The sequence below is a fragment of the Mesorhizobium sp. B2-2-3 genome, assembly GCF_006442405.1.
Classification (GTDB): Bacteria; Pseudomonadota; Alphaproteobacteria; order Rhizobiales; family Rhizobiaceae; genus Mesorhizobium.
Genome location: NZ_VFWC01000006.1, coordinates 35566 through 60343, shown reverse-complemented (window position 1 = coordinate 60343; position 24778 = coordinate 35566). Strand labels below are relative to the sequence as shown.

The following is a 24778-nucleotide window of genomic DNA, read 5'->3' as shown; positions in this document are numbered from 1 at the left end:
GGCTATGATTGAAACTATATCATGATATAGATAACAGCATGACGCCAAACAAGACCAAGGTTGCTCCGACCGCTACGCGGGGTGAGCCGCTTCGCCGGCGTGTGATCGATGCGGCGGAGCGGTTGCTCCGACAGGGTAAGGCCGATTTCTCGATGCGCGACCTCGCCACCGAAGCCGGAGTCAGTTTCGCGACGCCGTTCAATCAGTTCGGGAGCAAGGCCGCGATCATGCATGCCCTTTCGGGGCGGCGGATCGATACGATGGTCCAGCGCTTTGCCGGGATGTCACCGCCTGCCGATGCCGCCGGCCGCGTGCTGTTGGCCATCGATACGGCGGTCGAGGTGATGCTGGAGGAGCCGGGGATTAACCGGGCCGTGATGGGATGGATCGGCACGGCCGGCCCGTCCCCCGGAAAGGTCCTGGCGCACTCCACAACCTTGTGGTCGCTGGCCCTTGGAGCGGGCGAAGGCTTGATCGCGGCCAGCAGGCAGGAGGCGCTGCGCAGTCTGCCGGAACAGCTCGCATTTGCCTTTCGTGGGGTCCTGTCATTCTGGACCGCCGGCGAACTGCCGGATGAGGCGCTTGCCTGGAAGGCGCGAGAAATCGCAAAAACCTTGCTGCTCGGATTTGCTGAACGGCCGCTATTCGGCGATTCCGCCTCCTAAGCTGCCGTTCGGGAACCGCCAATCTCGGCCATTTCCCGAGTTACGGGTTCACGGCCTAAGACTCCAGCATGTCCTTGACGATCGTTGCCAACTGCTTGAGCGAAAACGGTTTCGGCAGGAATCCGAAATGCGCGTCCGCCGGCAGGTTCCTGGCGAATGCATCCTCGGCATAGCCGGACACGAAGACGAACTTGATGTCCGGCTGGCGCTTGCGCAGTTCGCCGAGCAGCGTCGGCCCGTCCATCTCCGGCATCACCACATCCGAAACCACGATGTCTACCTTGCCGCCGAGCGCTTCGAACACTTCCAGCGCCTCGACTCCGGAGGACGCCTCGTGCACGGTATAGCCGCGCGAGGTCAGTGCCCGCATGCCGCCCATGCGCACCGCATCCTCGTCCTCGACCAGCAGCACCGTGGCCGACCCGGACAAATCCTTGCCTGTCTCTGCCGACTTGGCAGGCACCGCTGCCGGTGCTTCCCCGGGTTCGCCTGCCTTCTTTGCCTCGGCGATGTGGCGCGGCAGGAAGATGCGGAAGACCGAACCCTTGCCGACCTCGGAATCGCAGAAGATAAAGCCGCCGGTCTGTTTGATGATGCCGTAGACCATGGACAGGCCAAGGCCGGTGCCCTTGCCGACCTCCTTGGTGGTGAAGAACGGTTCGAATATCTTCTTCAGCACGTCGGGCGCGATGCCGCTGCCGGTGTCCTCGACCTCGGCCACCACATAGTCCGCCGGAGTGAGTTCCCGGTAGGGAAAGGTCTTGCACTCCTCGGCGGTCACATTGCGGGTGCGCACCGTGAGGTCGCCGCCCGCCGGCATTGCATCGCGCGCGTTGACCGCCAGGTTGACCACCACCTGCTCGAACTGGCCGATATCGACCTTGACCGGCCAGAGATCGCGACCGTGGTCGATCTTCAGCTTGATGTCGTTGCCGACCAGACGGGCGAGCAACATCCTGAGATCGGCGAGCACGTCGGTAAGGTTCAGCACTTCCGGCCGCAGCGTCTGCTTGCGCGAAAAGGCCAGCAACTGCCGCACCAGCGAGGCTGCCCGGTTGGCATTCTGCTTGATGTTCATGATGTCGGGGAAGGATGGGTCCGACGGCCGATGATTGGTCAGAAGCAGGTCCGACGCCATGATGATGGCGGTCAGCACATTGTTGAAGTCGTGTGCGATGCCGCCGGCAAGCTGGCCGACGGCCTGCATCTTCTGGCTTTGCGCCATCTGCCCTTCGAGCGCCTTCTGCTCCGTCGTCTCGACGGCGTAGACGATGGCCGACTCCTCGGCCCCCTCGCCGCCTGTGCCGTCGGCGACCGCATTGACGTAAAAACGGATGTGGCGCTCCTCATTGCCGGGCAGGAGCGTGTCGATCGGCTCGATATCGGCCTGCCGCTGCCGTGCCTTTTCGAAGGCCGCGGCAAAGGCCGGGCGGTCACGTTCGTGGATGACCGTGTCGAGCCGCATGCGGCGGTCGACGGCGTCCCGGTCGACGACCGATGAAAACAGCGAAAGGAACGGCGCATTGGTGCGCAGGATGCGCCCGCTGGCGTCGACGCCGGCGATCGCCATCGGCGTCGAGTTGAAGAAGCGGGTGAACCGCACTTCCGAAGCGCGCAGGTCCGCCGAGGCGTCCTCGCCTTGCGTGCGGTTGAGCACGATCGTGCGCGTCGGACCGTTGAGGCCTTCGCGGCTGGCTGAAACGCGATGCATGAAGCGCACCGGCAGCGCCTCGCCCGTCATTGTCGTGAGGTCGAGATCGATGACCGCGTTGCGCGTCGTACCGGGGTCGGCCTTGACCGAGCGCACCAGCGCCATGCCGTCGCCGGCGACGATCTCCGGCAGGGAGACGGCGCCGGGCGTGAAGCTGGCAAGGTCGATGCCCAGCCATTCGGCGAGCGTGGCGTTGATATAGGTGACGCGGCCTTCCTGGTCGGCGGAAAAGAAGCCGGCGGGCGCGTGGTCGAGATGATCGATCGCCTTCTGCAGGTCCAGGAAGAAACGCTCCTGCTCGGCGCGTTCCTGCGAAATGTCGGCAAGTTGCCAGGCGAGCATCGGCGGCCGCTGGCCCGGCACGCTGAAAGCGCGGGCGCGGGCGCGATACCAGCGCGCGCCTGGCTCAGCGCCAGGCTTGATCGACTGCGCGAGCCGGAACTCGCCGTCGCCCGGCTGGCCGTCACGCAGGCCGGAGGCCAGTCGGTAGATGGTGACCGAAGCTTCCGGAACATCCGAAAGCAGCCCTTCGACCGTCTTCAGGTCGGCCGCGGAAGAGGCTCCGGTCATGTCGGCATAGGCGCGGTTGGCATAGACCACGCGGCCCTTGGTGTCCGTGACCAGAAGGCCCTGCGACATCGAATCGACGAATGCTTTCGACAGTTCGTCGCCCGTCGAGCGTGGCGTGATCTGCACGAAGCCAATTGCCGTGGCGAATAGGAAGCCGACGCCGATCATCGCCAGCACGCCGAGCATGCCCAGCAGGAAAGGGTCGCCGAGCCGCTCGCGAAACAGGCCGAAAACGATCGCGGCCCCCGTCAGGACGGCAATGAAGATGACGAGCCGGGTGACGGCGCCCGGCCGCGTGTTCTGATCGACGATCGGTACCGGATAGAAATCGCCGCGCGTTTCCTTGGCCATGTGCCCCCTGCTCTTGAAGTCCGGTGTTCCGATACTCGCCGCAATGTGTGCCGACGCCCGCCCCTGTCGGGTTGAATCATATTCTCCTGGTCCCGAAAAGGCCCGGGCGGCAAATGTCAGATAAAAATGATGTCGGCCGGCCCTCCAGTGTTTCAAGCTGTTCATGAAGCGTGAAAGGCAACTTGCGGCAGCCCGCCGCAACGGTCTAGTGTCGCGTCACTTCCAAACCGATCAGGGGGAACCAATGCTGCAATGGCTGGATAGCGTAGCGGGCCCCGGCTATGTAGCGGCACTGCTGTGGACCTTCGCGGCGCTGGTCCTGCTGGTTATCGTCCTCATCATCGTCAAACTCGTTCGCAACCTGACCTTCGGCACCTTTGTCGCGGGCGGCCGGAACCGCAAGACGCGGCTTGCGGTCATGGACGCCACCGCCGTCGACAGCCATCGCCGCCTGGTGCTGGTGCGCCGCGACGACATCGAGCATCTGCTTTTGATCGGCGGCCCGACCGATGTCGTCGTCGAGCGTGACATCCGCCTTTCTGCGCCACGCCGTCCCGCGCTGACCGGAGATGGCGGTTCGCAGCAGCCTGTCGCGGTGGCAAAGCCGCGTGCGCCTCAGCCCACCCCGGCGCCGGCGAGACAGGCACCTGCTCCGCAGCCGGTGAGTGCAGCGCCACCCGCCCGCCAGCGCGCTCCGGAGCCGGTGCCGAAGCCGGCGGCGCAGGGTTATCAGCCGACCAATGTCACGCCGCTGCCTTCCTACGGCTCCGCAAACGTCAATGCCGTCCGGCATGCCCCGCCGCCGGCTTCACCACCGCCGGGGCAGGAAAGCATCGATGAAACGCTGATGAAGGAACTCGAGGTTTCGCTCGACCAGCCCCGCTCGAGCAGTCCGGCGACCAAGCCGGTGGCAAAAACACCGCCGTCGCTCGACGATGAGATGACCAGGCTTCTGGGCGAACTCTCCAGCCAGAAAAGATGAGCAGCGCTTGCGCCCGGTCCGAAAAACCGATCGGGGTTTTGCGCGCATCGCCCGGGTTCTGAAAAAAGAAATGGCCGGAAAACCGGCCATTTCGAGAGCGATATCGCTGAAATCTTCTTGAATGCAGACCGCAGGCTAATCGTCGCGATAGACCTTCTCGCGGCGCTCGTGCCGCTCCTGCGCTTCGATCGACAAGGTTGCAATCGGGCGGGCATCCAGCCGCTTCAGCGCGATCGGTTCGCCGGTCTCCTCGCAATAGCCGTAAGTGCCTTCCTCGATGCGCTGCAAGGCCGAATCGATCTTTGCGATGAGTTTCCGCTGGCGGTCGCGCGCCCTGAGTTCGATGGCGCGGTCGGTTTCCGAAGAGGCGCGGTCGGCTAGATCGGGATGATTGGCGTTTTCCTGCTGTAGGATTTCGAGGGTTTCGCGCGCTTCGCGCAATATGTCGTTCTTCCAGGTGACGAGCTTTGAGCGGAAGTAGGATTTCTGCCGCTCGTTCATGAACGGCTCGTCTTCGGAGGGTACGTAATCGGCGGTAACGGCATCGTTCATTCGACTCACCCAAACAGCCCCAAATTTGGCGCCTATATATTCGCGGTCAAACGCCTGCACAAGCGCAATCGATTACCGATTCACGCAATTGTTAATCTGCCTCGATGAGCGCGATTGAGGTGATTCGGGCTGGTCTTAGGTACCGGATCCTTCGAACTGGCAGCCGCCGGCTGATGATTCGTCATGTCCGAAAAACGACTGCCATTGTGCGCCACGCCGTTCTTGTGGCTAATCACGGCACGGTTCGGGCTGTTGGCACGGTGGAGGTTGGGTGAGCAGGCTTTATCTGTTGAGGCACGCCAAAGCCGGATGGGCGCTGCCCGGCATGCGTGATTTCGATCGCCCTCTCGATGCGTCCGGCCGCGCTGATGCGGAGGCGATGGGCATCGCCATGCGGTCGCGCTCCTATGTGCCCGATCTGACGCTTTGCTCCACAGCCCGGCGCGCGAAGGAGACGCTGGAAGGCGTGGCCGGTCGGGCCGACACCGGCCGGGTTCTGTTCGTCGACGCGCTCTACAGCGAGGACGCGGCCGCGTACCTCAGCCTCATCCGGGACAATGGTGGGGTGGGTTCGATGCTGCTCGTCGGCCACAATCCGATGACGGAGGATCTCGCCATGGCGGTGTCCGGCGATGGCGAGGAAAGCGCCCGCGCCATGCTCAATCATGGTTTCCCGACCTCGGGCCTGGCGGTCGTGCGCTTCAGCGGCGATCTTGCCGGGGCCGCCCAGGGTGCCGGCTATCTCGAGGCATTCCTGACGCCGGCTGACCTCTGACGCCATTTCAAACCAGCATGGCAACGCCTATATCGGACCTGTCGCAGCATCGAGAGACAATTTTGGCGTCATCGCTGACCACTTTCACCGACGAGGCGAGAATTGCGCTCGACACGCTTTCGGGCCGCGCCAGCGGGCTATTTTCGCCGTCGCTGCGGCTGGGCGTCACGGGCCTTTCCAGGGCGGGCAAGACGGTTTTCATCTCGGCGCTGGTCCACAACCTTATTCACGGCGGGCGCCTGCCGCTGTTCGAGGCGCAGAAATCCGGGCGCATCGCGCGCGCTTTCCTCGAAGAGCAGCCCGACGACGCGGTGCCGCGATTCCAGTACGAGGACCATATCGCCGCCTTGGTGAACGACCGCGTCTGGCCCGATTCGACACGCGCCATCTCCGAATTGCGGCTGACCATCGAATATGAATCGGCCTCCGGCTGGAACAGGATGTTTTCCTCCGGAAAACTGTCGGTCGACATCGTCGACTATCCCGGCGAATGGCTGCTCGACCTGCCGCTGCTCGGCAAGTCCTTCGCCGATTTTTCGCGCGAAGCCCTTGAAATGGCTGCGTTGCCGGTGCGCGAGGATCTGTCGCGCGCCTGGCGGGCGCTATCGGCCGAGATCGACCCGAACGCCGATGCCGAGGAGATGACGGCGCGCCGCCTGGCCGAGGATTTCGCCGCCTATCTCAAAGCCTGCAAGCTCGACGAGCGGGCGCTTTCGACTTTGCCGCCGGGCCGTTTCCTGATGCCTGGCGATCTCGAAGGCTCGCCCGCATTGACCTTCGCGCCTCTAAACAGCCTGGGCGACAAGCGCCCGCGCAGCGGCTCGCTGCATGCGATGATGGAAAGGCGCTACGAGGCCTACAAGACCCATGTCGTCAAACCCTTCTTCCGCGAACACATCACCCGGCTCGACCGCCAGATCGTGCTGATCGACGCCATGCAGGCGCTGAACGCCGGCCCCGGAGCCATGGCCGACCTGGAGCGCGCGGTGACCGAGATCCTCGCCTGTTTCCGTCCTGGACGCGGCAGCTTCCTCACCGATCTTTTCTCGCGGCGCATCGATCGTATCCTGATCGCCGCTACCAAGGCCGACCACCTGCATCACGACAGCCATGACCGCTTGCAGGCGATCGTGCGGCGGCTGGCAGACCGCGCCGTGGCGCGGGCGAATTTCACCGGCGCCGGCGTCGACGTCGTCGCCATGGCGGCGGTGCGCGCAACACGGGAAGGCACCGTCAAACAGGGCCGCGAGACATTGCCGGTCATCATCGGCACACCGCTCGCGGGCGAGACAATCAATGGCGACACCTTTGACGGGAAAGCTGAAACGGCCATATTTCCCGGTGATTTACCGGAGAAAATTGATGCTGTCTTCGAAGCTCCCGGGGGAGCGCACAGGCAGGACAATACCGACCCGGCGATCCGCTTCGTGCGTTTTCGCCCGCCAAAACTCGAGCGCACGGCCGAGGGCGTCATGCTGTCACTGCCGCATATCCGGCTCGACCGTGCCTTGCAGTTCCTGATCGGAGACCATCTGGCATGACCGCGCCCCGCAAGCCGGCGGCATTCCGCATCGAACCGGAGGCCACATCGCAGCAGGACGCGGCGCAGGCGCGCCGTGCCCAGGCCGGGGCGCCGGAGGCGCGCCGTGTCCAGACCGACACACAGCGCAAGCCCCGCGCGGTGAAGAGCGATGTCGCGCTGGTCATCCCGTCGGAGATCGACGTGTTCGACGAGCCGGACATCGTCGCTGCCGAACCGCCGCCGGCGGTCGCTCGCAGGAAACGTTCATTGCTTGGCTCCATCTTCTTCGGCGCGTTCGGGGTGCTGGTTTCGCTGGCCATCGGCCTGTGGACCGATCAGCTCATTCGCGATCTGTTCGCGCGCGCCGAGTGGTTGGGTTGGCTGGCCGCCGGCATGGCTGCCGTCGCCGTGCTGGCGCTGATGGTGATCCTGATTCGCGAGTTCCTGGCGATCGCCCGGCTTGCCGAGGTCGAAAAGCTGCAGAAACGTGCGCTCGATGCGATTGCACGCGACGATCCCAAGGCGGCGCGATTGGTGGTCGACGAGCTGTCGGCCTTCGTCGCGGCCAAACCCGAAACGGCTGCGGGCAGGCGCGCGCTGGCCGATCTGCGCGACGAGATCATCGATGGCGCCAATCTGGTGCGTCTGGCTGAGGCGGAGATCCTTGGCCCTCTCGACGCCAGGGCCAAGATCATGATCCTGGAAGCCGCCAAACGCGTGTCGCTGGTGACGGCCGTCAGTCCGCGTGCGCTCGTCGACGTAGCCTATGTCGTGTTCGAGGCCGGGCGCCTCATCCGGCGCCTTTCGGAACTCTATGGCGGGCGGCCGGGAACACTGGGTTTCTTTCGCCTGGCGCGCAGCGTGCTGGCGCATCTGGCGGTCACCGGTTCGATCGCCGTCGGCGACAGTTTCGTCCAGCAGATCGTCGGCCACGGCCTGGCTGCGCGCCTCTCCGCCAAGCTCGGCGAAGGCGTCGTCAACGGCATGATGACGGCGCGCATCGGCATCGCCGCGATGGAGACGGCGCGCCCCCTGCCCTTCAGTGCGGCAAAACGGCCGGGACTGGGTGATTTCCTCTCCGCGCTGACATCGTTCGCAAGCAGGAAGGAAAGCGAGAACACCCCGCCTGGCAAGTGAACCAACGACCTGGCAGTGACGAAGCATTAACCAATCTTGTTCATGGTCGCACTGGTTCCAAAACAGCCTCTTTGTTGCCGGGTGTCGTCGATGAAAAGCGTAATTCTGTCCAGCCTGTTGCCCCTGGCGGTTGCGATCACCACTGTCGCCGGCATTGCCGCACAGGCGTCCGCGGCGGAGCCGGACAAGCAGTTCTTCCGGTCCGCCGAAGGCAAGTGGGTGGGCCCGGGCGAGATCGTTGCCGGCAAATACAAGGGCACGAAGTTCAATTGCAGCTTCACCGGCTCGACGCCCGACGGCAAGATGGGCATGACGCTCGACGGCGGCTGCCGTGTGGGCATGTTCACCCAGCCGATGTCGGCCAAGATCGAGCGCAAGGGGCGCGATTACAAGGGCTCCTTCATGGGCGGCGCGGCCGGTGCCGGCCTCGATATCATCGGCGGCAATGTGGTCGATGCCCGCAAGGTGGTGTTCACCATCAACCGCAACCAGCTGCGCGGCGTCATGCAGGCACGCATCCCCGACGACAATTCGATGACGGTGACGGTTGCAGTGCGCGTCGCGGACCAGCTGGTGCCGGTGATCGGCATGAGCCTGAAGCGGGTCGACGCGATCGAAGTCGGCTCCATCGCGCCGAACTGAGCGCGTATCAACCGCCTGTAACCAAACACAAAAAGAGACGGCGGCCCATCGCCACCGCCTCCTTTTGAAGACGTCGATAGGAACGATCAGCCCTTGATCGCCGCCGTCACCTCATCATAGGCCTTGCAGGCGTCGGCCAGGGTCGTGGTGCCCTGATATTTGGTCGTCACCTCTTGCACCTTGGCCGTCAGATCGGCCGCCTTGGACGGATCCTTGGTAACCGCATCCTGCAGCGCGGCGGCCATGTCCTGCGCCTTCTTGGTGGCGACCTCGGCCGTGCACTCAGGCGCCTTGGAGCAAGCCGAGCCGGCGAGCACCGCCAGGCCGACGGCAACGAGCAAAAACTTCTTCATGTCAGTCATCTCCTCAAAAAGGGCGCGGCTTGATCGCCACACCCTCCACTGGCCGAAGCCGAGCGTGCTTAACCTCCGATTGCAGCCAGACGCAACGCGGCCTCGCGCTCAACTTGTGTAACGTGCCTGCAACATTGCCCGCCGCAGGATTCGGGCTGTTACATGCCCGCCGAAGCCCCTATCCTTGGGGCGCTGGCGCCTGATCCGAGGCGTCTTGACCCGACCGCACAGGCTGCGGTCCTCAAACGAGCGGAATGGCGGGAATGGCGGCAGAGGCAGCGGGCAGCGAGCTTGTTCAGGTGGTGGCGCTGCTCGCCGCGGGTGTTGTCGCCGTTCCGATCTTCAAACGTATGGGCCTGGGTTCGATTCTCGGCTATCTGGCCGCGGGCGTGGTGATCGGCCCGTTCGGCATCGGTGTGTTTTCCGAATCGGGAGCCATCCTCCACGTCGCCGAGCTCGGCGTCGTGATGTTCCTGTTCATTATCGGGCTGGAGATGCAGCCGTCGCGGCTCTGGGGCTTGCGCCGCGAGATCTTCGGCCTGGGCGCGCTTCAGGTCGGGGTCTGCGCGGTCTTGCTGACCGGTGTGGGAATAGCCGGAGGCTTTTCCATCGCGCAATCCTTCGTCGCCGGAGCCGGCTTCGTGCTGACCTCGACGGCGATCGTCATGCAGCTTCTGGAAGAGCGCGGCGAAATCGCCTCGCCCAAGGGCCAGCGCATCGTCTCCATCCTGCTGCTGGAGGATCTGGCGATCGTGCCGCTGCTGGCCCTGATCGCGTTCCTGGCGCCAGGCGGCACCGACACCAGCCTGTCGGAGCGGCTGGCCGAGGTCGGCATCGGCCTTGCCGCGATCATCGGCCTGGTGCTGGCCGGACGTTTTCTGCTCAACCCTTTCTTCCGTATCCTCGCGGATGCCCGCGCCCGCGAGGTGATGACGGCGGCCGCCCTTCTGGTCGTTCTCGGATCCGCCCTTGCCATGCAGCTCAGCGGCCTGTCGATGGCGATGGGCGCGTTCCTGGCCGGCGTGCTGCTGTCCGAATCGACCTTCCGCCACCAGCTCGAAGCCGATATCGAACCGTTTCGCGGCATCCTGCTCGGCCTGTTCTTTCTCGCCGTGGGCATGTCGCTCGACCTGCATGTGGTGGTTCAGAACTGGCGGCTGATCGCCGTCTATGTCGTTGCCTACATGGTCATGAAGGCGCTCGGCATCTACATCGTCGCCCGCATCCTGAAGTCGGGCCATCGCGAGGCGCTGGAACGCGCCGTCTTCATGGCGCAAGGCGGCGAATTCGCCTTCGTCCTCTATTCGGCCGCCGCTTCCGTCGGCATCATCGACGGCCAGGCCAACGCGACGCTGACGGCCATCGTCATCATCTCCATGGTGCTGACGCCGCTGGCGATCGTCGCGTTGCGGTATCTGACGCCGCGCGACGAGCTGTCGCTGGATGGCGTCGACGTCGCCGAAGGGCTGACCGGCAGCGTGCTGATCATCGGATTCGGCCGCTTCGGCCAGATCGCCAGCCAGCCATTGCTGCTGCGCGGCATCGACGTGTCGATCATCGACAACGATGTCGAGATGATCCAGGCGGCGGCCGATTTCGGCTTCAAGGTCTACTACGGCGACGGCACGCGGCTGGACATCCTGCACGCTGCCGGTGCCGGGCGCGCACGCGCCGTGCTCATCTGCGTCGACAAACCCGATGCCGCCGTACGCATCGCCGAGCTCGTCAAAGCCGAGTTTCCCTTGCTCACCGTGCTGGCGCGCGCCTTCGACCGAGGCACCGCGCTACAGCTCATCCGTACAGGCGTCGACTATCAGCTGCGTGAAACATTCGAATCGGCGCTGGTTTTTGGCGGTTCGACGCTGGAGGCCCTGGGCGTCGACCCGGAAGACGTCGCCGAGGTGGTCGAAGACGTCCGCCGCCGCGACACCGCCCGCTTCGAGACGCAACTCGCCGAAGGCATCCGCTCCGGACAGCGCTTCCTGAAGGGCAATATCGGCACGCCGATCCCGACGCCGCTCTCCACGCCGCGCCGCCCCGGCCAGGCGCTCAACGAGGAAACGGCCGGCGTTCTGCACAAGTCCGAGCCGGCGGATTGATAGGAAAAAAGCATGGATTTGGACAGCAGAGCCCTGTCGGTCACCACATTCTGGCGTGATGCCGGAGCGGACGCATGGTTCGAGAAAAGCGATGTTTTCGACGGCGATTTCCGCAACCGCTTTCTTGAGCTGCACTACGCGGCCGCACGGCGCGAATGCGACGGCTGGTCGGAGCATGCCGAAGGCTCGCTGGCGTTGATGATCCTGCTCGATCAGTTTCCGCGCAACTGCTTTCGCGGCACCGGCCACATGTACGCCACGGACCCGCTGGCGAAGCATTTTGCCCAAAAAGCCGTAACGTCAGGCCAGGATCTGGCGCTCGAACCGGAATTGCGGGTGTTCCTGTATCTGCCGTTCGAACATTCGGAATTGCTCGCCGACCAGGAACGGTCGGTCGAGCTCACCGCGGCCAACGCGCCGGACTACCTCAAATACGCCGAAGAACACCTCGACATCATCCGGCGCTTCGGCCGTTTTCCGCATCGCAACAAGATGCTCGGTCGTGAGACCACGCCGGAGGAAAAAACCTTTCTGGACGATGGCGGGTTCTCAGGCTGACGCTGGTCTATCCAGCCACCAGTCGCGGCCCGACGGCAGGCGTTCGATACCGGCCGCATCGACGGCGGCCAGCCGCTCCGAGACGCTTCGCCCGCTTACCGCAAGATCGGGCGCGATCTCGGCCAGCGGCGCCAGCACGAAGGCACGTTCAAGCATGCGCGGATGCGGCACTTCCAGGCCGGTTTCGTGGATGACGCGGTCGCCGAAAACCAGGATGTCGATATCGATCAGGCGCGGCCCCCAGCGCTCCTCGCGCACGCGCTTCAGCTTGCGCTCTGCATCGAGGCACAGGTCGAGCAATGCCCGCGGCGAGAGCCGTGTCGAGAGTTCGGCGGCGGCGTTCAGGAAGTCGGGCTGGTCGAGCTTGCCCCAGGGCGGCGTGCGGTAGAGCGAGGACACCGCGGCCACGCGAGTGGCGGGATCGGCGTCGAGCAGGCGCAGCGCCGCCGCCATCGAACTCGCCGGATCGCCGAGATTGCCGCCAAGGCTGAGATAGACGGTGTTACTGCGGCCAGACAACGGTCACCTCGACGTAATCGAGCACGCCGGGCACCGGCGCATTCGGCTTGCGGACCGTGATTTCGGCTTTCCTGATCTGCGGGAAGCGTTCCGTCAGGGCTTTTGCGACTTCCAGGGCCAGCGCCTCGATCAGGAAGCGCCTGTGTCCGGTGATGATCTCCTCGATCACCGTGAAGGCAACGCCGTAGTTGACGGTTTCCCCGATGGCATCGTCGACCAGCGCGCGCCCGGGCTCCACGGTGAGCGAGGCGTCGACATAGAAGCGCTGGCCGAGCGCCTCCTCCTCGTCCAGCACCCCGTGCCGGGCAAAGAAGGCGCAATTCTTCAGGCGGATGACATACATGGTTCAGCGTTCCGAAGCGGCGGTTTCGCGCGCCAGCATAGCATCCGCCACGGCCAGCGCGTCCACGTTGATTGCGACATCGTGGACGCGAAACAGGTCGGCGCCCTTCAATCTCAGTATGACGCTCGTCGCCGCAGTCCCAGCCCCTCTTTCGGCGGCATCGCGGCCCGTGACGGTGCCGATGAAGCGTTTTCGCGAGGTTCCGGCCATCAGCGGAAATCCGAGGGCGTTGAGCTCGGAAAACCGCGCCATCAGGTCGAGGTTATCCTCGGCCGTCTCCTTGGCGAAGCCGAAGCCGGCATCGAGAACGATATGATCGTCGGCGATGCCGTGTCGGCAGGCGATTTCCAGTGATTTTTCGAGGAACGCGAACTGGTCGGCGATGACGTCGGGCAGTTTCCGGCGATCCCGCCCGGTATGCATGATGATGAGCCCCGCGCCGGTTTCGGCTGCGACACGCGCAATGTCCGGCTCGCGCTGCAAGCCCCAGACGTCGTTGACGATATGCGCCCCGGCCGCGACGGCAAGCCGCGCGGTCTCGGCGCGATAGGTGTCGACCGAAATCAGCACCTCGCCGGAACCCGCCAGCGCCTCGATCACCGGCAGGATCCGCGCCTGCTCCTCGCCCGCCGTGATCACGGACGCGCCCGGCCTGGTCGATTCACCGCCGACATCGACGACCAGGGCGCCTTCGCCCAGCATGCGGCGCGCCTGGACCAGCGCGGTCTCGGCGGCATCGAACAGACCGCCGTCGGAAAAACTGTCGGGCGTGACATTGAGAATGCCGACCACCACGGCCTTGTCGCCAAGGTCGAGATGGCGTCCGTGCGCCAACTGCCATCGCCTCGCCGTCATTGCTCATCAACCATGGGGCTCATCAACCGTGTGGCTCATCAACCGTGTGGCTCATCAACCATGTGTGATCCGCACCAGATCAATTCCGTTGCGCCGGCAATGGCCGTAAAGCAAGGTAGGACGAGAGGCAACCTGATGAAACGAACCCTGCTTTGCGCATTGCTGCTTGCCGCCACCGCCGTTCCGGCGGGCGCGGCCAATCTCGTCAAGACATATAGCTACTTCGCCGTTGGCGGCAGGACGCTAGAAGACATCGAGGCGCAGCTTTCCAAACGCGGTCCGCAGGTGAAGAGCACGGGCTCGCGGCATCCCGGCGCCACCCAGATGGCCTTCACCACGCGCATCAGCTATGCCGGGCAGTCTGGCTCTTGCCGGATCGCCGACGCCGCCGTGACCGTCAAGGTCAAGGTCATCCTTCCCGAATGGCGCCGCCCACGCAAGGCCGACGCGGATGTGCGGCTGTTCTGGGACACGCTGTCGGCCGACATCAAGCGCCATGAGGAACGCCATGTCGAGATCGCCAAGAATCACGCCCGCGAACTGGAAGACGCGCTGAAAGCCGCTTACCCGCAGAAGGACTGCGATGCGGCGAAGGCCAAGGCCGCCCAGATCACCGCCGCCATTCTCGCCAGACACGACCGTGCCCAGGTGCAGTTCGATCGTGTCGAAAGCGTCAATTTCGAAAGCCGCATCCTGCGGCTCCTGCGCTATCGCGTCGAGCGCATCGGCAACGGCCGGTTGCCGCCGACCTGAATGTCCTGATGCATGTCGCCTAAAGGGGCGGCGGTGCGAGCCAACCGGGCCGAAGCGTAGTGCCAGCTTCGAAAAATTTTCGGGCAACGGTCGAAATCGGCCTATACGGGACGACATATCAGGGGTTGGCAAGGGCACGACCTTCAAACACGAGCATCACGACCGATCGCGCCGCGGATGCAACCCGGCTAGCCCAGCCGACGCACCGGACGGCGCGCGCAAGCATATGGACGAAAGATTATGGACCAGGCTGTCGACAAGCAGGCCGTGGCGGCCGCGAGCGCGCCGCTGACGGAAAGCGAAAAGAACGCCATCATCGGCGGCGTTCTCCTGTCGATGCTGCTGGCAGCACTTGACCAGACCATTGTGGCGCCGGCCATGCCGACCATCGCGCGAGCGCTCGGCCACGCCGAGTACCTGCCCTGGATCGTGACCGGATATCTCCTGACCGCAACCGCCATGGCGCCGCTCTACGGCAAGATCTCCGACGTCTACGGCCGCCGGCCGACCGTCTATGGCGCGATCCTCATCTTCCTCGCCGGCTCGCTGGTCAGTGCGATGGCGCCCAACATGTTCGTGCTGGTGATCGGCCGCGCGATCCAGGGCGCCGGCGGCGGCGGGCTTTTTGCCCTGGCGCAGACCGTCATCGGCGACCTTGTGCCGCCACGCGAGCGGGCACGCTATGCGGCCTGGATCTCGGGCACATGGGCAGTCGCCAGCATCGCCGGGCCGTTGCTCGGCGGCACGTTCGCTGAACATCTCCATTGGTCGCTGATCTTCTGGATCAACATTCCGCTCGGCATCCTGGCCATGGCCATCATCAACAAGCCGCTGCGCAAGCTGCCGGTCGCGGCAAGACGGCATCGCATCGACGGGCTCGGCGCGCTGCTTCTCGTCGCCGCCACGGCCCTGCTGCTTCTGGCGCTGAACTGGGGTGGCAGCGAATACCCCTGGCTATCGACGGAGATCCTCGGGCTCGTCGCCAGTTCCCTGGTCCTGTGGGGCGCCTTTGCGCTGCGGCTGCTGCGCGCAACCGAGCCGCTGATTTCGCTCGAGGTACTGAGCAACCCGATCGTCCTTGCCGGCACGCTCTCCATGTTCCTTCTGCAGGCGGCCAATATCGGCCTGTCTGTCTACTTGCCGGTCTATCTCCAGTCGGTCATCGGCCTGTCGGCAAGCGAATCCGGCACCGCCCTCCTGGGGCTGATGCTTGGCACGGTGGCCGGCGCGACATTCAGCGGGCGCACCATTCCGCGTTTCGTCCATTACAAGCGGATCGCCATCTTCGGATTGGCCTTCGCCGTTCTATGCCTCGGCACCCTCAGCCTGGTGGCGGGGCACGCCTCGCTGCTGGTTGTCGAGATCCTGACGACATGCGTCGGGCTCGGCAGCGGAACCACCTTTCCGGTGGCCACGGTGTCTGTCCAGAACGCAGTCGACCCCAGGCACCTTGGCGTCGCCACCGGCGTTCTGACGTTCCTGCGCTCGCTGGGCAGTGCGCTCGGCGTTGCTATCCTCGGTGCGGTCGCCCTGGGCAACGGACTGCCGCTGGCGGGCGAAGGCGCGCAGGCGACCGGCGCCGGTGCTGAAGCTGCCGCCTTCGGGCTGATCTTCGTCGCCGCCGTGGTGATGTTGATCATGGCGCTGCTGACGCTAAGCCTGATGCCGGAAAAACCGCTGCGCGGCCATCCCGAGGCCCCCATACTGGCGGACTGAAGCGACACGCGTCAGGAGGCATCCACCACACCGAGCTTCTTCTGCAGGCTGGAGGAGGAGGTCGTGTATTGGAAGACGATGCGTTCGCCCGGGCTGACGATGCGCTTGGCGGCCTGGGCCATCAGCGCGACCTCGTGAAAGCCCGACAGGATGAGCTTCAGCTTGCCGGGATACCAATTGATGTCGCCGACCGCGAAGATGCCCGGGACCGACGTCTGGAACTTCTCGGTGTCGACCGGAATCAGGTTCTCGTGAAGGTTGATCCCCCATTCCGCGATCGGTCCGAGCTTCATGGTCAGGCCGAAGAAGGGCAGCATCCGCGTGCAGGGAATTTCGATGTCGCCCTCCGGCCCCCTGATCAGGGCGGACGACAGTTGGCCGTCGGCGCCGGTCAAGCCGGTCACTTGCCCGACCTGGAAATCCAGCTGCTTCATTTCCTGCATGGCGTACATCTTGTTGACGCTGTCGGGCGCGGCGCGGAACTCCGGGCGCCGGTGGACCAGCGTCACGCTTTTTGCCACCGGCTGCAAATTGAGCGTCCAGTCCAGCGCTGAATCGCCGCCGCCAACGATAACGAGGTCGTGGCCGCGAAAATCTTCCATTCGGCGCACCGAATAGAAGACGCTCTTGCCCTCATAGGGTTCGATGCCCGGGATGGGCGGGCGTTTTGGCTGGAAGGAGCCGCCGCCGGCGGCGATCACCACCACCTTGGCCTCGAACACCTCATTCTCGTCGGTGGTGACGCGAAAGCCGCCGTCCTCCAACCTCTCCAGGCTGGAGACCATGCGATTGTAGGTGAAATCAGGCTTGAACGGCGCGATCTGCTCGAGCAGCTTGTCGACCAGGCCTTGCGCCGAGATCGAAGGCCAGCCGGGAATGTCATAGATCGGCTTCTCCGGATAGAGTTCCGCGCATTGGCCGCCGGGCCGGTCGAGAATGTCGATCAGGTGGCACTTCATGTCGAACAGGCCGAGCTCAAACACGGCGAACAGCCCGACCGGCCCTGCCCCGACAATGAGTACGTCTGTCCTGGTGATGCCGGTCATGATGCGCCTCGCTGCTGGATTGGCGTGAGACTGCATGACCATCGGCTTGCTGCCAAGCGGTGGCGGCAAAAATCAGAGCTGCGAACTGAATTAAGAAAGGCTGGACGACCGCCAGTCCGGCTGCGCCGGCAATTTTTTATGGCCGGCATCTCCCAAGATAGGAATTTTTCTTGAGGGGGTGCCCGCAACTATGGTAGATATTTGGTTATGGTGTTGAGTTGCGCCGGAGGCCCGCCGCACAGGCGGGTTTTCCATTCAAGGCGACGTCAACAGCCGGCCCCCAAGGACCCCCCTGCCCGGATTCATTGCCTCGGGCAAAAATCGGCTTTTAGCCTTGGCGCTCGGGCACCCGCACCACCAGTCCGTCGAGCGCGTCGCGCACCTTGATCTGGCACGATAGCCGCGAATTCGGCTGGACGTCGTAGGCAAAGTCCAGCATGTCCTCTTCCATTGCTTCCGGCTCGCCGACTTCCGCCGTCCAGGCCTCGTCGACATAGACGTGGCAGGTTGCACAGGCGCAGGCGCCGCCGCACTCCGCTTCGATACCCGGCACGGCATTGCGGATGGCGTTTTCCATGACCGTCGAGCCGTTCTCGGCATCCACGTCGAAATGTGTGCCGTCATGGGCAATGAAGGTCAGTTTGGTCATTTGTCACCTGAGGGAGTTTCCGCCGAGATAATCACTCGGGCACACAAGTCAACTGCGGCGAGAAAGCGCCGCTCGGTGACGTTTTTCCGCAAACGGGTCTAGCGGTTGATGGCGGCGATGAAATCGCGCACTTCGTCGATCAGTTTGCCGAGCCGCGTAAGCGTCTGGCTGTCTTCCGGCTGCCGTTCTATCTCGGTGGCGCAATCGGCAATGGCAAAGGCCCCGACACCACGCGCCGAACCCTTCAGGCCGTGCGCCAGGAGCAGCCGGTCCTTGATGTCCGCATCGACTATCCTGTCGCGCACCGACAGCGCCTGTTGTACAAAGAGCGCCAGCACCTCCTGTTCGAGGCCGCGGTCGCCGATCGTCTGCCGCGCAAGGTGTGCCAAATCGACCGGTCGGGACCGCCTCGTTCCCGATACATCGCCCCCGGGCATTGAGAAGGCAATGCCGCTTTCGCCACGCATGAACTCGAACTCCGCTTCTTCGGCCGCCTGAAAAACTAGGCGAATCCAATGGACAACGGGTTAATGGATGGCCGGAAAAAATGTTGCGAAAGCGGCGCCGGAATCACGCTTCCGTTAACCTTATATTTAAAGTTTTACGTATCCCGCGGAATGCATGTTTTCTTTACCCCCCTGTGTCATTACGATACGAGGGGTCCATTTTCAGCCTCCTGCGCGTGGGTGCGACAACCAAAATCATAAGCCCGCGGCAGCTAGTACAGGGTAGCGAAGGCATGGCGAAGAAAACAACGACGACCAGATCTCTGGACAACGATGTGGCCAGGGAACTCGAGAAGGCACTCGATCTCGACCTCAGCGGCGACACCGGCAGCGGCGACCTCGATATAGCGGCCTCGATGGAAGATCTGGAAGCGCAGATATCCCAGGCCGCCGACGAATTGGCGCGCGAGGGACGCAATCAGACGCAGGCACCCGTCGTCAACCAAGCCCAGGCCGCGAATCCCGCGCCAAAGACCAAACCCGCCGAACTGCGCCCCGTCGAAACACGCAATGGCGGTCAGCCCGCCGGCTTCTCGCCGGCCAATGACGATCGTCAGAAGGATTACAAGACGCTTCTGCACAGCCTCAACCGGCGCGCCTCGAACACGATCTACTGGGTTATCGCCTTCGTTTCGCTGGCCTGGATCGCCGGCGCGGGCGGATTGGCCAACCTGCTCTTCGGGCCGAGCATCTGGAGGATCCGCACGCTCGACCAGTTCTTCGCCCGTCCCGAACTGATCGGCCTTGCTGTCGCGGCCATCGTGCCGGTCATCCTGTTCTGGGCCTTCGCCGCCATGATTCGCCGCGCGCAGGACATGCGCATCGCCGCCCAGTCGATGACGGAAGTGGCCTTCCGCCTCACCGAGCCGGAAAACATGGCCCAGGATCGCGTCATGATGATCGGCCAGGCCGTCCGCCGCGAGGTGGCCGCCATGGGCGAAGGCATCGAACGCACGCTGGCCCGCGCCGTCGAACTGGAAACGCTGGTCCACAGCGAGGTCAACCAGATCGAGCGCTCCTATTCGGAAAACGAAACCCGCATCCGCTCGCTCGTCGACGGGCTCGGCAGCGAGCGCGAGGCGGTCGTCAGCCATGCGGAGCGGGTTCGCGCTTCGATCGCCGGCGCGCACGACACCCTCAAGGACGAAATCGGCGCTGCCAGCGACCTCATCCGCGACAGCATTCTCAATGCATCGACCAAACTGTCGATGACCATCACCAATTCCGGCGACACGCTTATCGACCGCATCAACGAAAGTTCGCTGTCGATCTTCGATTCGGTGGAAGGACGGCTCGACACCATAACCGACAAGCTTTCGACTTCCGGCGAGGCTTTCGCCAGCCTGCTCGACACGCGCATCGCCAAGCTGACGGACACGACAGACGGCCTGACCCGGTCGTTGACCGACCTGCTCGACGATCGCACCAACGGCATGGTGTCGCTGCTTGGTGGCGCCGCGCGCACACTCAATTCGGAATTCGAGGCCAGCCTCAACGGCATCGAGCGCACGCTCGCCGAGCGCGGCCAGGCGCTGATCAGCGAGTTCCAGACCCGCGCCGAGGCTCTCGACACCGGCACGCAGAAGCTCAACGCAGCACTCGAAGCCCGTGCCCGGCAGATCAACGAAACGCTGGTCGAACGCGCGCGCGAAATCGCCCACACCTTCGCCGAGAGCAAGGACACGCTGACGGCGATGATCGACCAGGGCAAGACCCAGATCGGCGCCGACATGGCCGATATCGTCACGTCGACCTCGTCCATGCTCGAAGCGCGCGCCAGCGATTTCGCCGGACGCATGGAAGCGGCGCGCCACGTCGTCTCGCGCTCGTTCGATGCCGATATCCAGCGGCTTGCCGATGCCCGCGTGGGCATAGAGGAAGCGGTCGAAAATCACAGCCGCAGCCTTTCCGAGAGCCGCGAGCGCATGGCGGCCGCGATGCAGGCCGATCTGGCCAAGTTCGCCCAGAGCCGTGCCGGCATCGATGCTGCGGTAACCGACCAGGTGCAGAAGCTGGCCGAAGGCCGCAGCCTGATCGCGCGCGCTCTCGAAGAAGATCTGCGCAAGGTCAACGAATCGCGCGCTGCCATCGACGCTTCGCTCGGCAGCCACCTCGAAAGGCTGGAAGAAGGCCGCAACCGGCTCTCCCAGGCTCTCAACGAAGACTCCGGAAAGCTGGTGCAAGCCCGTACAATCATTGACGAAATGGTTGCTGGACATGTTGGCAAGCTGGCCGAGGGCCGCAACATTCTCTCGCGCGCGCTCGAAACCGACCTCGGCAAGCTCGTGGACACGCGCGCCGATATTGATGGCCTTGTCGCCGGTCAGGTCGAGAAGATCGCCGAGGGCCGCGCGGTACTCGCCAGGGCGCTGGAGAACGACATCGCCGGCATCAAGGACCTCATCGAGGCGCATTCGGCGAAACTGGCGGAAGACCGCTCGCAGCTCGGCCGTTCGCTGGAGGACGATCTGTCCAGCATACGCGGGCTGATCGAGGACCATTCGGGCCGCCTGGCCGAGGATCGCAGCCTGCTGTCGCAGACCCTTGAAGCCGACCTTGCCAAGCTCGCCGAGAGCCGCTCGAGCATCGACGGCCTGGTCGCCGGTCAGGTCGAGAAACTGGCCGAAGGCCGCGATATTCTCAGGCGGGCGCTGGAATCCGACCTCAACGCGATCAAGGGCGTCATATCGAGCCAGTCCGAGAGGCTGGCCGAGGACCGCGGGCAGCTGTCGCGGGTTCTCGAGGCGGACTTGCAGAACGTGAACAGCGTCATTGCCGACCACATGAACAAGCTGGTCCAGGACCGTTCGACCTTGTCGAAAGCGCTTGAGGAGGACCTCGCCAAGCTGGCCGAGAGCCGCTCGAGCATCGACGGGCTGGTGGCCGGCCAGGTCGAGAAGCTGGCCGAAGGCCGCGACATCCTGCGCCGTGCGCTGGAAGCCGATCTCAATACGATCAAGAACACCGTCGCCGACCAGTCCCAGAAACTGGTCGAAGATCGGGGACAATTCGCCCGGGCGCTCGAAGCCGACCTCGAAAACGTCAACACTCTCGTCAACAGCCACTCCGAAAGGCTTGTCCAGGATCGTTCGGCGCTGTCGAAGGCACTCGAAGACGATCTGGAAAACGTCAACGGACTGGTCAATAGCCACTCCGAGCGGCTTGTCCAGGAGCGTTCGGTGCTGTCGAAGGCACTCGAGGACGATCTCGCCAAGCTGGCCGAAAGCCGCTCGAGCATCGACGGCCTTGTCGCCGGCCAGGTCGAGAAGCTGGCCGAAGGCCGCGACATCCTCAAGCGCGCGCTGGAGGCCGATTTGCAGAGGCTGTCGGAGAGCCGTGGCGATCTCGACGGCATCATCGCCGGACATGTCGGCAAGCTGGCCGAAGGCCGCGACGTGCTGAGCCGCGCGCTGGAAGACGATCTCGGCAGGCTCGCCGAGACCCGCAAGGATATCGATCGTTCACTGTCGGGTCACATCGACCAGATCGCGGCCAGGAGCACCGACATCTCCGCTGCGATCGCCGCCGACGTGGACAAGATCGAGCAGGCGTTCAGTCGCCAGACCGGCATCATCGAGGAGCGTGCGGGCACCATGGAGCGTGCGCTGTCGACAGGCGTCGACAATGTGCGCAACGTGCTCGAGAAGAGCGCCGTCTTCGTGGCCGGCGCCTTGCGCGAGAAGGTCCTGGAAGTCACCAGCGTCCTGCATGAGCAGGCGGGCCAGGCCTTCTCCGATGCGGATCGCAAGATCGCCGAGCGCGCCGAGCAGACCTCGGCCGCCCTGCTGGCTCGAGCCGAAGACATCGCCCGCACCTTCGAGGAGGCGGATCGCCGTCTCCACGCCCGTGCGGAAGACACGTCGAGCGCCTTGCTTGCCCGCGCGGACGATGCGTCCAGTTCCTTGCTGGCGCGAGCCCATGAAACCGCCGATCAGCTTGCCGCCCGTGCAAGCGAAATCGCCGGCACGTTCGACGCGGCCGACCAGAAGCTGGCCGCCCGCGCCCAGGAGACCGCCGACCAGTTGGCGGCTCGGGTGAGCGAGATTGCCGGCACCTTCGACGCGGCCGACCAGAAGCTGGTTGCCCGGGCCGTCGAAACGGCACAGTCGCTGGCCGCCCGCGCCGGCGATATCCTGCGCAATTTCGAAGGCGCCGATCAGCGGCTCGGCATGCGCATCGGCGAATCGGCCGAAGCTCTTGCCGCGCGTGCAGCGGATCTCGGCCGCATCTTCGACGCCGCCGACCAGCACCTGGTCTCGCGCATCGCCGAAGGTTCGGAAGCGCTGTCAGGCCGCGCCTCCGAAATCGCCCGCATCTTCGATGATGCGGACAACCGACTGGTTTCCCGCATCGCCGCCAGCACCTCGACCATCGGCGAACATGCGCAGAGCATCGTTGGCGCCTTCACCAGCACGGAGCAGAGGGTCGCCGACCGTGCGCGCCAGACCGGCCAGGAACTGGCCGCGCATGCCCGTGAAATCGAGCAGGCGCTCGCCGGCGCCGACGAGCGGCTCGCATCGACCGCGGCAACGGCTGCTGCCCGCGTCGAAGAGCAGATAGCCAGCGTCGAGAACCGGCTAGCCCATACCGCCGAGACGATGGGCCAGAAGCTCAACGAGCAGGTGTCGAGCGCCGAAGCGCAACTCGTGTCGCGCGCCAATGTCATCGCGGAGACCTTCACCGCGGTCGGCCAGCATATCGGCCAGAGCACCAACGACGCCGCCAAGACGATCGGCGCCAACACCCGCGAGCTCAACACCATGCTCGCGGCACGGTCGGCGGAGATGTCGAAGATCCTCGACGAGACCGCGCGGCCGCTGGTCGAGCGTTTCGCCCAGGGCGGCTCGGAACTGCAAAAGAGCATGGAAGAGGTCACCGAACGTGCCGCCGAGAAGCTGCGCAGCGAAAACGCAGCCCTCGTCAACGCGCTCGCCAGCCGCACCGCCGAGACCCTTTCGGCGGTCGAAGGTGCCCGCTCGTCGCTATCCGACAGTGTCGCCGACCTGATCGGCCGAATGACCACGTCGAGCGCGCAGCTCGGTCAGCTGATCGAACAGGCCGCGGCCAATCTCGGTCAGGTCGACGAACGCCTGACCGGCAGCACGCAAAGCTTCGCGGCAACCACCGAGAAAGCGGCGCAGACCTTCGCCAGCTCGGCAAGGCTGGTCGATTCGAACACGACAAGGCTGACGGAACTGTCGTCGTCGACCTTGCGCGAGGTCGCGTCGATCGCCACCAAGTTCGATGAACACAGCCGCCTGCTCGCCGGTGCTTCGGACCTCCTGAGCTCGGCCCAGAGCAACCTCGAACACACGCTAGAAAGGCAGTCTTCACTCGAGGATCTCGCTGTCGGCCTGGTCAAGAAGTCGGAGGATCTCGAAAGGGTCATGCGCTCGTTCGAGAATCTGGTCGGCCAGACGCTGCAAAATGCGGAAGGCAGGACGCTGGAATCGGCCGACAAGATCCGCAACGCCATCACCGACGTCGTCGATTCGGCAACCAAGCGCTTCTCCGACGCGACCGAGGAGATGCGCCGCACCGCCGGCGCCATCAAGAGCGAGCTCGACCTCACCCGCGCCGAGCTCAAGAAAGGCGTCATCGAGATGCCGGAAGAGGCCAAGGAATCGACATCGGCCATCCGCCGCGCGGTTTCCGAGCAGATCAACGCCCTGAAGGAGCTTTCGGACATCGTTGCGAAGTCCGGCCGCAGTGGTGGAGAGCCCTTGGAATCGCGCAATCTGCGCCCGGCGCCGCAAGCCCCGGCAGCGTCCCGCGCGGCAGAGCCGCCGCGCCGCGCTCCCGCGCCACAGCCGGAACTTCGCGCGCCGCAGGCGCCGTCGGGCGGCACGGCGCTACGCGGCACGCTTGACCTGGAGCGCCCCGCCGACACGGCGCCGCGCCAGCGTCCCGACGCCGGCGCCCGCACGCAACAGGGCGGCTGGGTGCGCGATCTCCTGAGCGGGGCGTCACGCGAGGACGAAGCCAAGCCGGCAACACCCGCCGACGCGCCGCGCGCCGCCCCTGCCCAGCGCTCGCCGCTTCATGTCGTGGAATCACTGAACTCGCTGTCCGTCGACATCGCACGGGCCATCGATCACGATGCGTCGATCGAACTGTGGAACCGGTACCGGCGCGGCGAGCGTGACGTGTTCACGCGGCGGCTCTATACGCTGAAGGGCCAGCAGACGTTCGACGAGATCCGTCGCAAGTACCAGACGGAGGCAGAGTTCCGCGCCGCCGTCGACCGCTATTGCGATGATTTCGAGAAGCTGCTGAAGGACGTGTCGCGCAACGACCGCGACAACATCATGGCACAGACCTACCTGACATCGGATACAGGCAAGGTCTACACCATGCTGGCCCACGCCAGCGGCCGCCTGCACTAGGCAGCGGCAGACAGCCAATGAAAAAAGGCGGGAGACTTGTCTCCCGCCTTTTTGCTTGGAAGGGTGGACGTCGCATCCGGGACTGGAT

20 protein-coding genes are annotated in these 24778 nt (G+C 64.5%); 11 read left to right on the top strand and 9 right to left on the bottom strand.

Annotated features, from left to right (window positions below):
• The first annotated feature begins 38 nt into the window (after window positions 1-38).
• Window positions 39-665, top strand: coding sequence for a TetR/AcrR family transcriptional regulator (locus tag FJ951_RS12635; RefSeq protein WP_140515293.1), 627 nt, complete (start codon window positions 39-41; stop codon window positions 663-665).
• A 55-nt stretch (window positions 666-720) separates the two neighbouring features.
• Here FJ951_RS12635 and FJ951_RS12630 read toward each other — a convergent pair whose 3' ends face one another.
• Window positions 721-3297, bottom strand: coding sequence for a response regulator (locus FJ951_RS12630; RefSeq protein ID WP_140515292.1), 2577 nt, complete (start codon window positions 3295-3297; stop codon window positions 721-723).
• Window positions 3298-3541: 244 nt separating this feature from the next.
• Here FJ951_RS12630 and FJ951_RS12625 point away from each other — a divergent pair, with 244 nt between their 5' ends.
• Entirely contained in the window at window positions 3542-4279 is a 738-nt protein-coding gene (locus FJ951_RS12625; protein WP_181167579.1) for a flagellar biosynthetic protein FliO, read from the top strand.
• Between the two features lie 135 nt (window positions 4280-4414).
• Here the strand turns inward: FJ951_RS12625 and dksA are convergent, their stop codons facing one another.
• Window positions 4415-4831, bottom strand: coding sequence for an RNA polymerase-binding protein DksA (dksA, locus tag FJ951_RS12620; protein WP_140498888.1), 417 nt, complete (start codon window positions 4829-4831; stop codon window positions 4415-4417).
• A gap of 271 nt (window positions 4832-5102) precedes the next feature.
• On the opposite strand from dksA, the gene FJ951_RS12615 reads away from it, so the two are divergent.
• From FJ951_RS12615 to FJ951_RS12600, 4 genes are all read left to right on the top strand, one after another.
• A complete protein-coding gene (locus FJ951_RS12615; protein ID WP_140498890.1) occupies window positions 5103-5606 on the top strand; it encodes a histidine phosphatase family protein in 504 nt (167 codons plus the stop codon).
• 62 nt (window positions 5607-5668) lie between these two features.
• Window positions 5669-7147, top strand: coding sequence for a YcjX family protein (locus FJ951_RS12610; protein WP_140515291.1), 1479 nt, complete (start codon window positions 5669-5671; stop codon window positions 7145-7147).
• A complete protein-coding gene (locus tag FJ951_RS12605; RefSeq protein WP_140515290.1) occupies window positions 7144-8265 on the top strand; it encodes a YcjF family protein in 1122 nt (373 codons plus the stop codon). Before FJ951_RS12610 ends, FJ951_RS12605 begins: the two co-directional genes overlap by 4 nt.
• Before the next feature lie 90 nt (window positions 8266-8355).
• Window positions 8356-8907 carry a hypothetical protein gene (locus FJ951_RS12600; protein ID WP_140498896.1) on the top strand — a complete coding sequence of 184 codons (552 nt, stop codon included), beginning with the start codon at window positions 8356-8358 and terminating at the stop codon, window positions 8905-8907.
• 86 nt (window positions 8908-8993) lie between these two features.
• On the opposite strand, the gene FJ951_RS12595 is transcribed toward FJ951_RS12600, so the two are convergent.
• Entirely contained in the window at window positions 8994-9260 is a 267-nt protein-coding gene (locus tag FJ951_RS12595) for a hypothetical protein (RefSeq protein ID WP_140515289.1), read from the bottom strand.
• 263 nt (window positions 9261-9523) lie between these two features.
• Between FJ951_RS12595 and FJ951_RS12590 the strand changes: the two genes are divergently transcribed.
• Window positions 9524-11359: a monovalent cation:proton antiporter-2 (CPA2) family protein gene (locus tag FJ951_RS12590; protein WP_140515288.1), complete on the top strand. Its 1836-nt coding sequence runs from the start codon at window positions 9524-9526 to the stop codon at window positions 11357-11359.
• 12 nt (window positions 11360-11371) lie between these two features.
• Complete coding sequence (locus tag FJ951_RS12585) at window positions 11372-11917, top strand: DUF924 family protein (protein WP_140515287.1); 546 nt, start codon at window positions 11372-11374, stop codon at window positions 11915-11917.
• On the opposite strand, the gene folK is transcribed toward FJ951_RS12585, so the two are convergent.
• Genes folK through folP form a run of 3 tightly spaced genes read right to left on the bottom strand, consistent with a single transcriptional unit; the run spans window position 11909 to window position 13634 of the window.
• On the bottom strand, window positions 11909-12436 hold the full coding sequence (folK, locus tag FJ951_RS12580) for a 2-amino-4-hydroxy-6-hydroxymethyldihydropteridine diphosphokinase (protein WP_140515286.1): 528 nt from the start codon (window positions 12434-12436) through the stop codon (window positions 11909-11911). The two genes, FJ951_RS12585 and folK, sit on opposite strands and share 9 nt — an antisense overlap.
• Window positions 12420-12779, bottom strand: coding sequence for a dihydroneopterin aldolase (gene folB, locus FJ951_RS12575; RefSeq protein WP_140498905.1), 360 nt, complete (start codon window positions 12777-12779; stop codon window positions 12420-12422). Before folB ends, folK begins: the two co-directional genes overlap by 17 nt.
• Window positions 12780-12782: 3 nt before the next feature.
• The gene (folP, locus tag FJ951_RS12570; protein ID WP_140515285.1) at window positions 12783-13634 is read right to left on the bottom strand and encodes a dihydropteroate synthase; all 852 of its coding nucleotides are present in this window, start codon (window positions 13632-13634) and stop codon (window positions 12783-12785) included.
• A 135-nt stretch (window positions 13635-13769) separates the two neighbouring features.
• Between folP and FJ951_RS12565 the strand changes: the two genes are divergently transcribed.
• Together FJ951_RS12565 and FJ951_RS12560 are read left to right on the top strand one after the other, a co-directional pair.
• The gene (locus FJ951_RS12565) at window positions 13770-14387 is read left to right on the top strand and encodes a DUF922 domain-containing protein (RefSeq protein ID WP_181168435.1); all 618 of its coding nucleotides are present in this window, start codon (window positions 13770-13772) and stop codon (window positions 14385-14387) included.
• Between the two features lie 240 nt (window positions 14388-14627).
• The gene (locus FJ951_RS12560; protein ID WP_140515284.1) at window positions 14628-16103 is read left to right on the top strand and encodes an MDR family MFS transporter; all 1476 of its coding nucleotides are present in this window, start codon (window positions 14628-14630) and stop codon (window positions 16101-16103) included.
• Between the two features lie 11 nt (window positions 16104-16114).
• Here the strand turns inward: FJ951_RS12560 and FJ951_RS12555 are convergent, their stop codons facing one another.
• The 3 genes from FJ951_RS12555 to FJ951_RS12545 all read right to left on the bottom strand — a co-directional run bounded on the left by FJ951_RS12555 (window position 16115) and on the right by FJ951_RS12545 (window position 18265).
• On the bottom strand, window positions 16115-17149 hold the full coding sequence (locus FJ951_RS12555; protein WP_140515283.1) for an NAD(P)/FAD-dependent oxidoreductase: 1035 nt from the start codon (window positions 17147-17149) through the stop codon (window positions 16115-16117).
• A 328-nt stretch (window positions 17150-17477) separates the two neighbouring features.
• On the bottom strand, window positions 17478-17798 hold the full coding sequence (locus FJ951_RS12550; RefSeq protein WP_137931040.1) for a 2Fe-2S iron-sulfur cluster-binding protein: 321 nt from the start codon (window positions 17796-17798) through the stop codon (window positions 17478-17480).
• A gap of 98 nt (window positions 17799-17896) precedes the next feature.
• Entirely contained in the window at window positions 17897-18265 is a 369-nt protein-coding gene (locus FJ951_RS12545) for an Hpt domain-containing protein (RefSeq protein WP_140515282.1), read from the bottom strand.
• 272 nt (window positions 18266-18537) lie between these two features.
• Here FJ951_RS12545 and FJ951_RS12540 point away from each other — a divergent pair, with 272 nt between their 5' ends.
• The gene (locus tag FJ951_RS12540; protein ID WP_140515281.1) at window positions 18538-24690 is read left to right on the top strand and encodes a kinesin; all 6153 of its coding nucleotides are present in this window, start codon (window positions 18538-18540) and stop codon (window positions 24688-24690) included.
• Window positions 24691-24778: the final 88 nt, after the last annotated feature.

Bases quoted from the DNA above. Each gene is read 5' to 3' on its own strand.
- folP (WP_140515285.1), bottom strand. From the start codon at position 13,634: ATGACGGCGAGGCGATGGCAGTTGGCGCACGGACGCCATCTCGACCTT.
- FJ951_RS12560 (WP_140515284.1), top strand. From the start codon at position 14,628: ATGGACCAGGCTGTCGACAAGCAGGCCGTGGCGGCCGCGAGCGCGCCG.
- FJ951_RS12565 (WP_181168435.1), top strand. From the start codon at position 13,770: ATGAAACGAACCCTGCTTTGCGCATTGCTGCTTGCCGCCACCGCCGTT.
- FJ951_RS12590 (WP_140515288.1), top strand. From the start codon at position 9,524: ATGGCGGCAGAGGCAGCGGGCAGCGAGCTTGTTCAGGTGGTGGCGCTG.
- FJ951_RS12550 (WP_137931040.1), bottom strand. From the start codon at position 17,798: ATGACCAAACTGACCTTCATTGCCCATGACGGCACACATTTCGACGTG.
- folB (WP_140498905.1), bottom strand. From the start codon at position 12,779: ATGTATGTCATCCGCCTGAAGAATTGCGCCTTCTTTGCCCGGCACGGG.
- FJ951_RS12595 (WP_140515289.1), bottom strand. From the start codon at position 9,260: ATGAAGAAGTTTTTGCTCGTTGCCGTCGGCCTGGCGGTGCTCGCCGGC.
- FJ951_RS12625 (WP_181167579.1), top strand. From the start codon at position 3,542: ATGCTGCAATGGCTGGATAGCGTAGCGGGCCCCGGCTATGTAGCGGCA.
- FJ951_RS12630 (WP_140515292.1), bottom strand. From the start codon at position 3,297: ATGGCCAAGGAAACGCGCGGCGATTTCTATCCGGTACCGATCGTCGAT.
- FJ951_RS12635 (WP_140515293.1), top strand. From the start codon at position 39: ATGACGCCAAACAAGACCAAGGTTGCTCCGACCGCTACGCGGGGTGAG.
- FJ951_RS12605 (WP_140515290.1), top strand. From the start codon at position 7,144: ATGACCGCGCCCCGCAAGCCGGCGGCATTCCGCATCGAACCGGAGGCC.
- FJ951_RS12545 (WP_140515282.1), bottom strand. From the start codon at position 18,265: ATGCGTGGCGAAAGCGGCATTGCCTTCTCAATGCCCGGGGGCGATGTA.
- FJ951_RS12540 (WP_140515281.1), top strand. From the start codon at position 18,538: ATGGCGAAGAAAACAACGACGACCAGATCTCTGGACAACGATGTGGCC.
- FJ951_RS12585 (WP_140515287.1), top strand. From the start codon at position 11,372: ATGGATTTGGACAGCAGAGCCCTGTCGGTCACCACATTCTGGCGTGAT.
- FJ951_RS12600 (WP_140498896.1), top strand. From the start codon at position 8,356: ATGAAAAGCGTAATTCTGTCCAGCCTGTTGCCCCTGGCGGTTGCGATC.
- dksA (WP_140498888.1), bottom strand. From the start codon at position 4,831: ATGAACGATGCCGTTACCGCCGATTACGTACCCTCCGAAGACGAGCCG.
- FJ951_RS12555 (WP_140515283.1), bottom strand. From the start codon at position 17,149: ATGACCGGCATCACCAGGACAGACGTACTCATTGTCGGGGCAGGGCCG.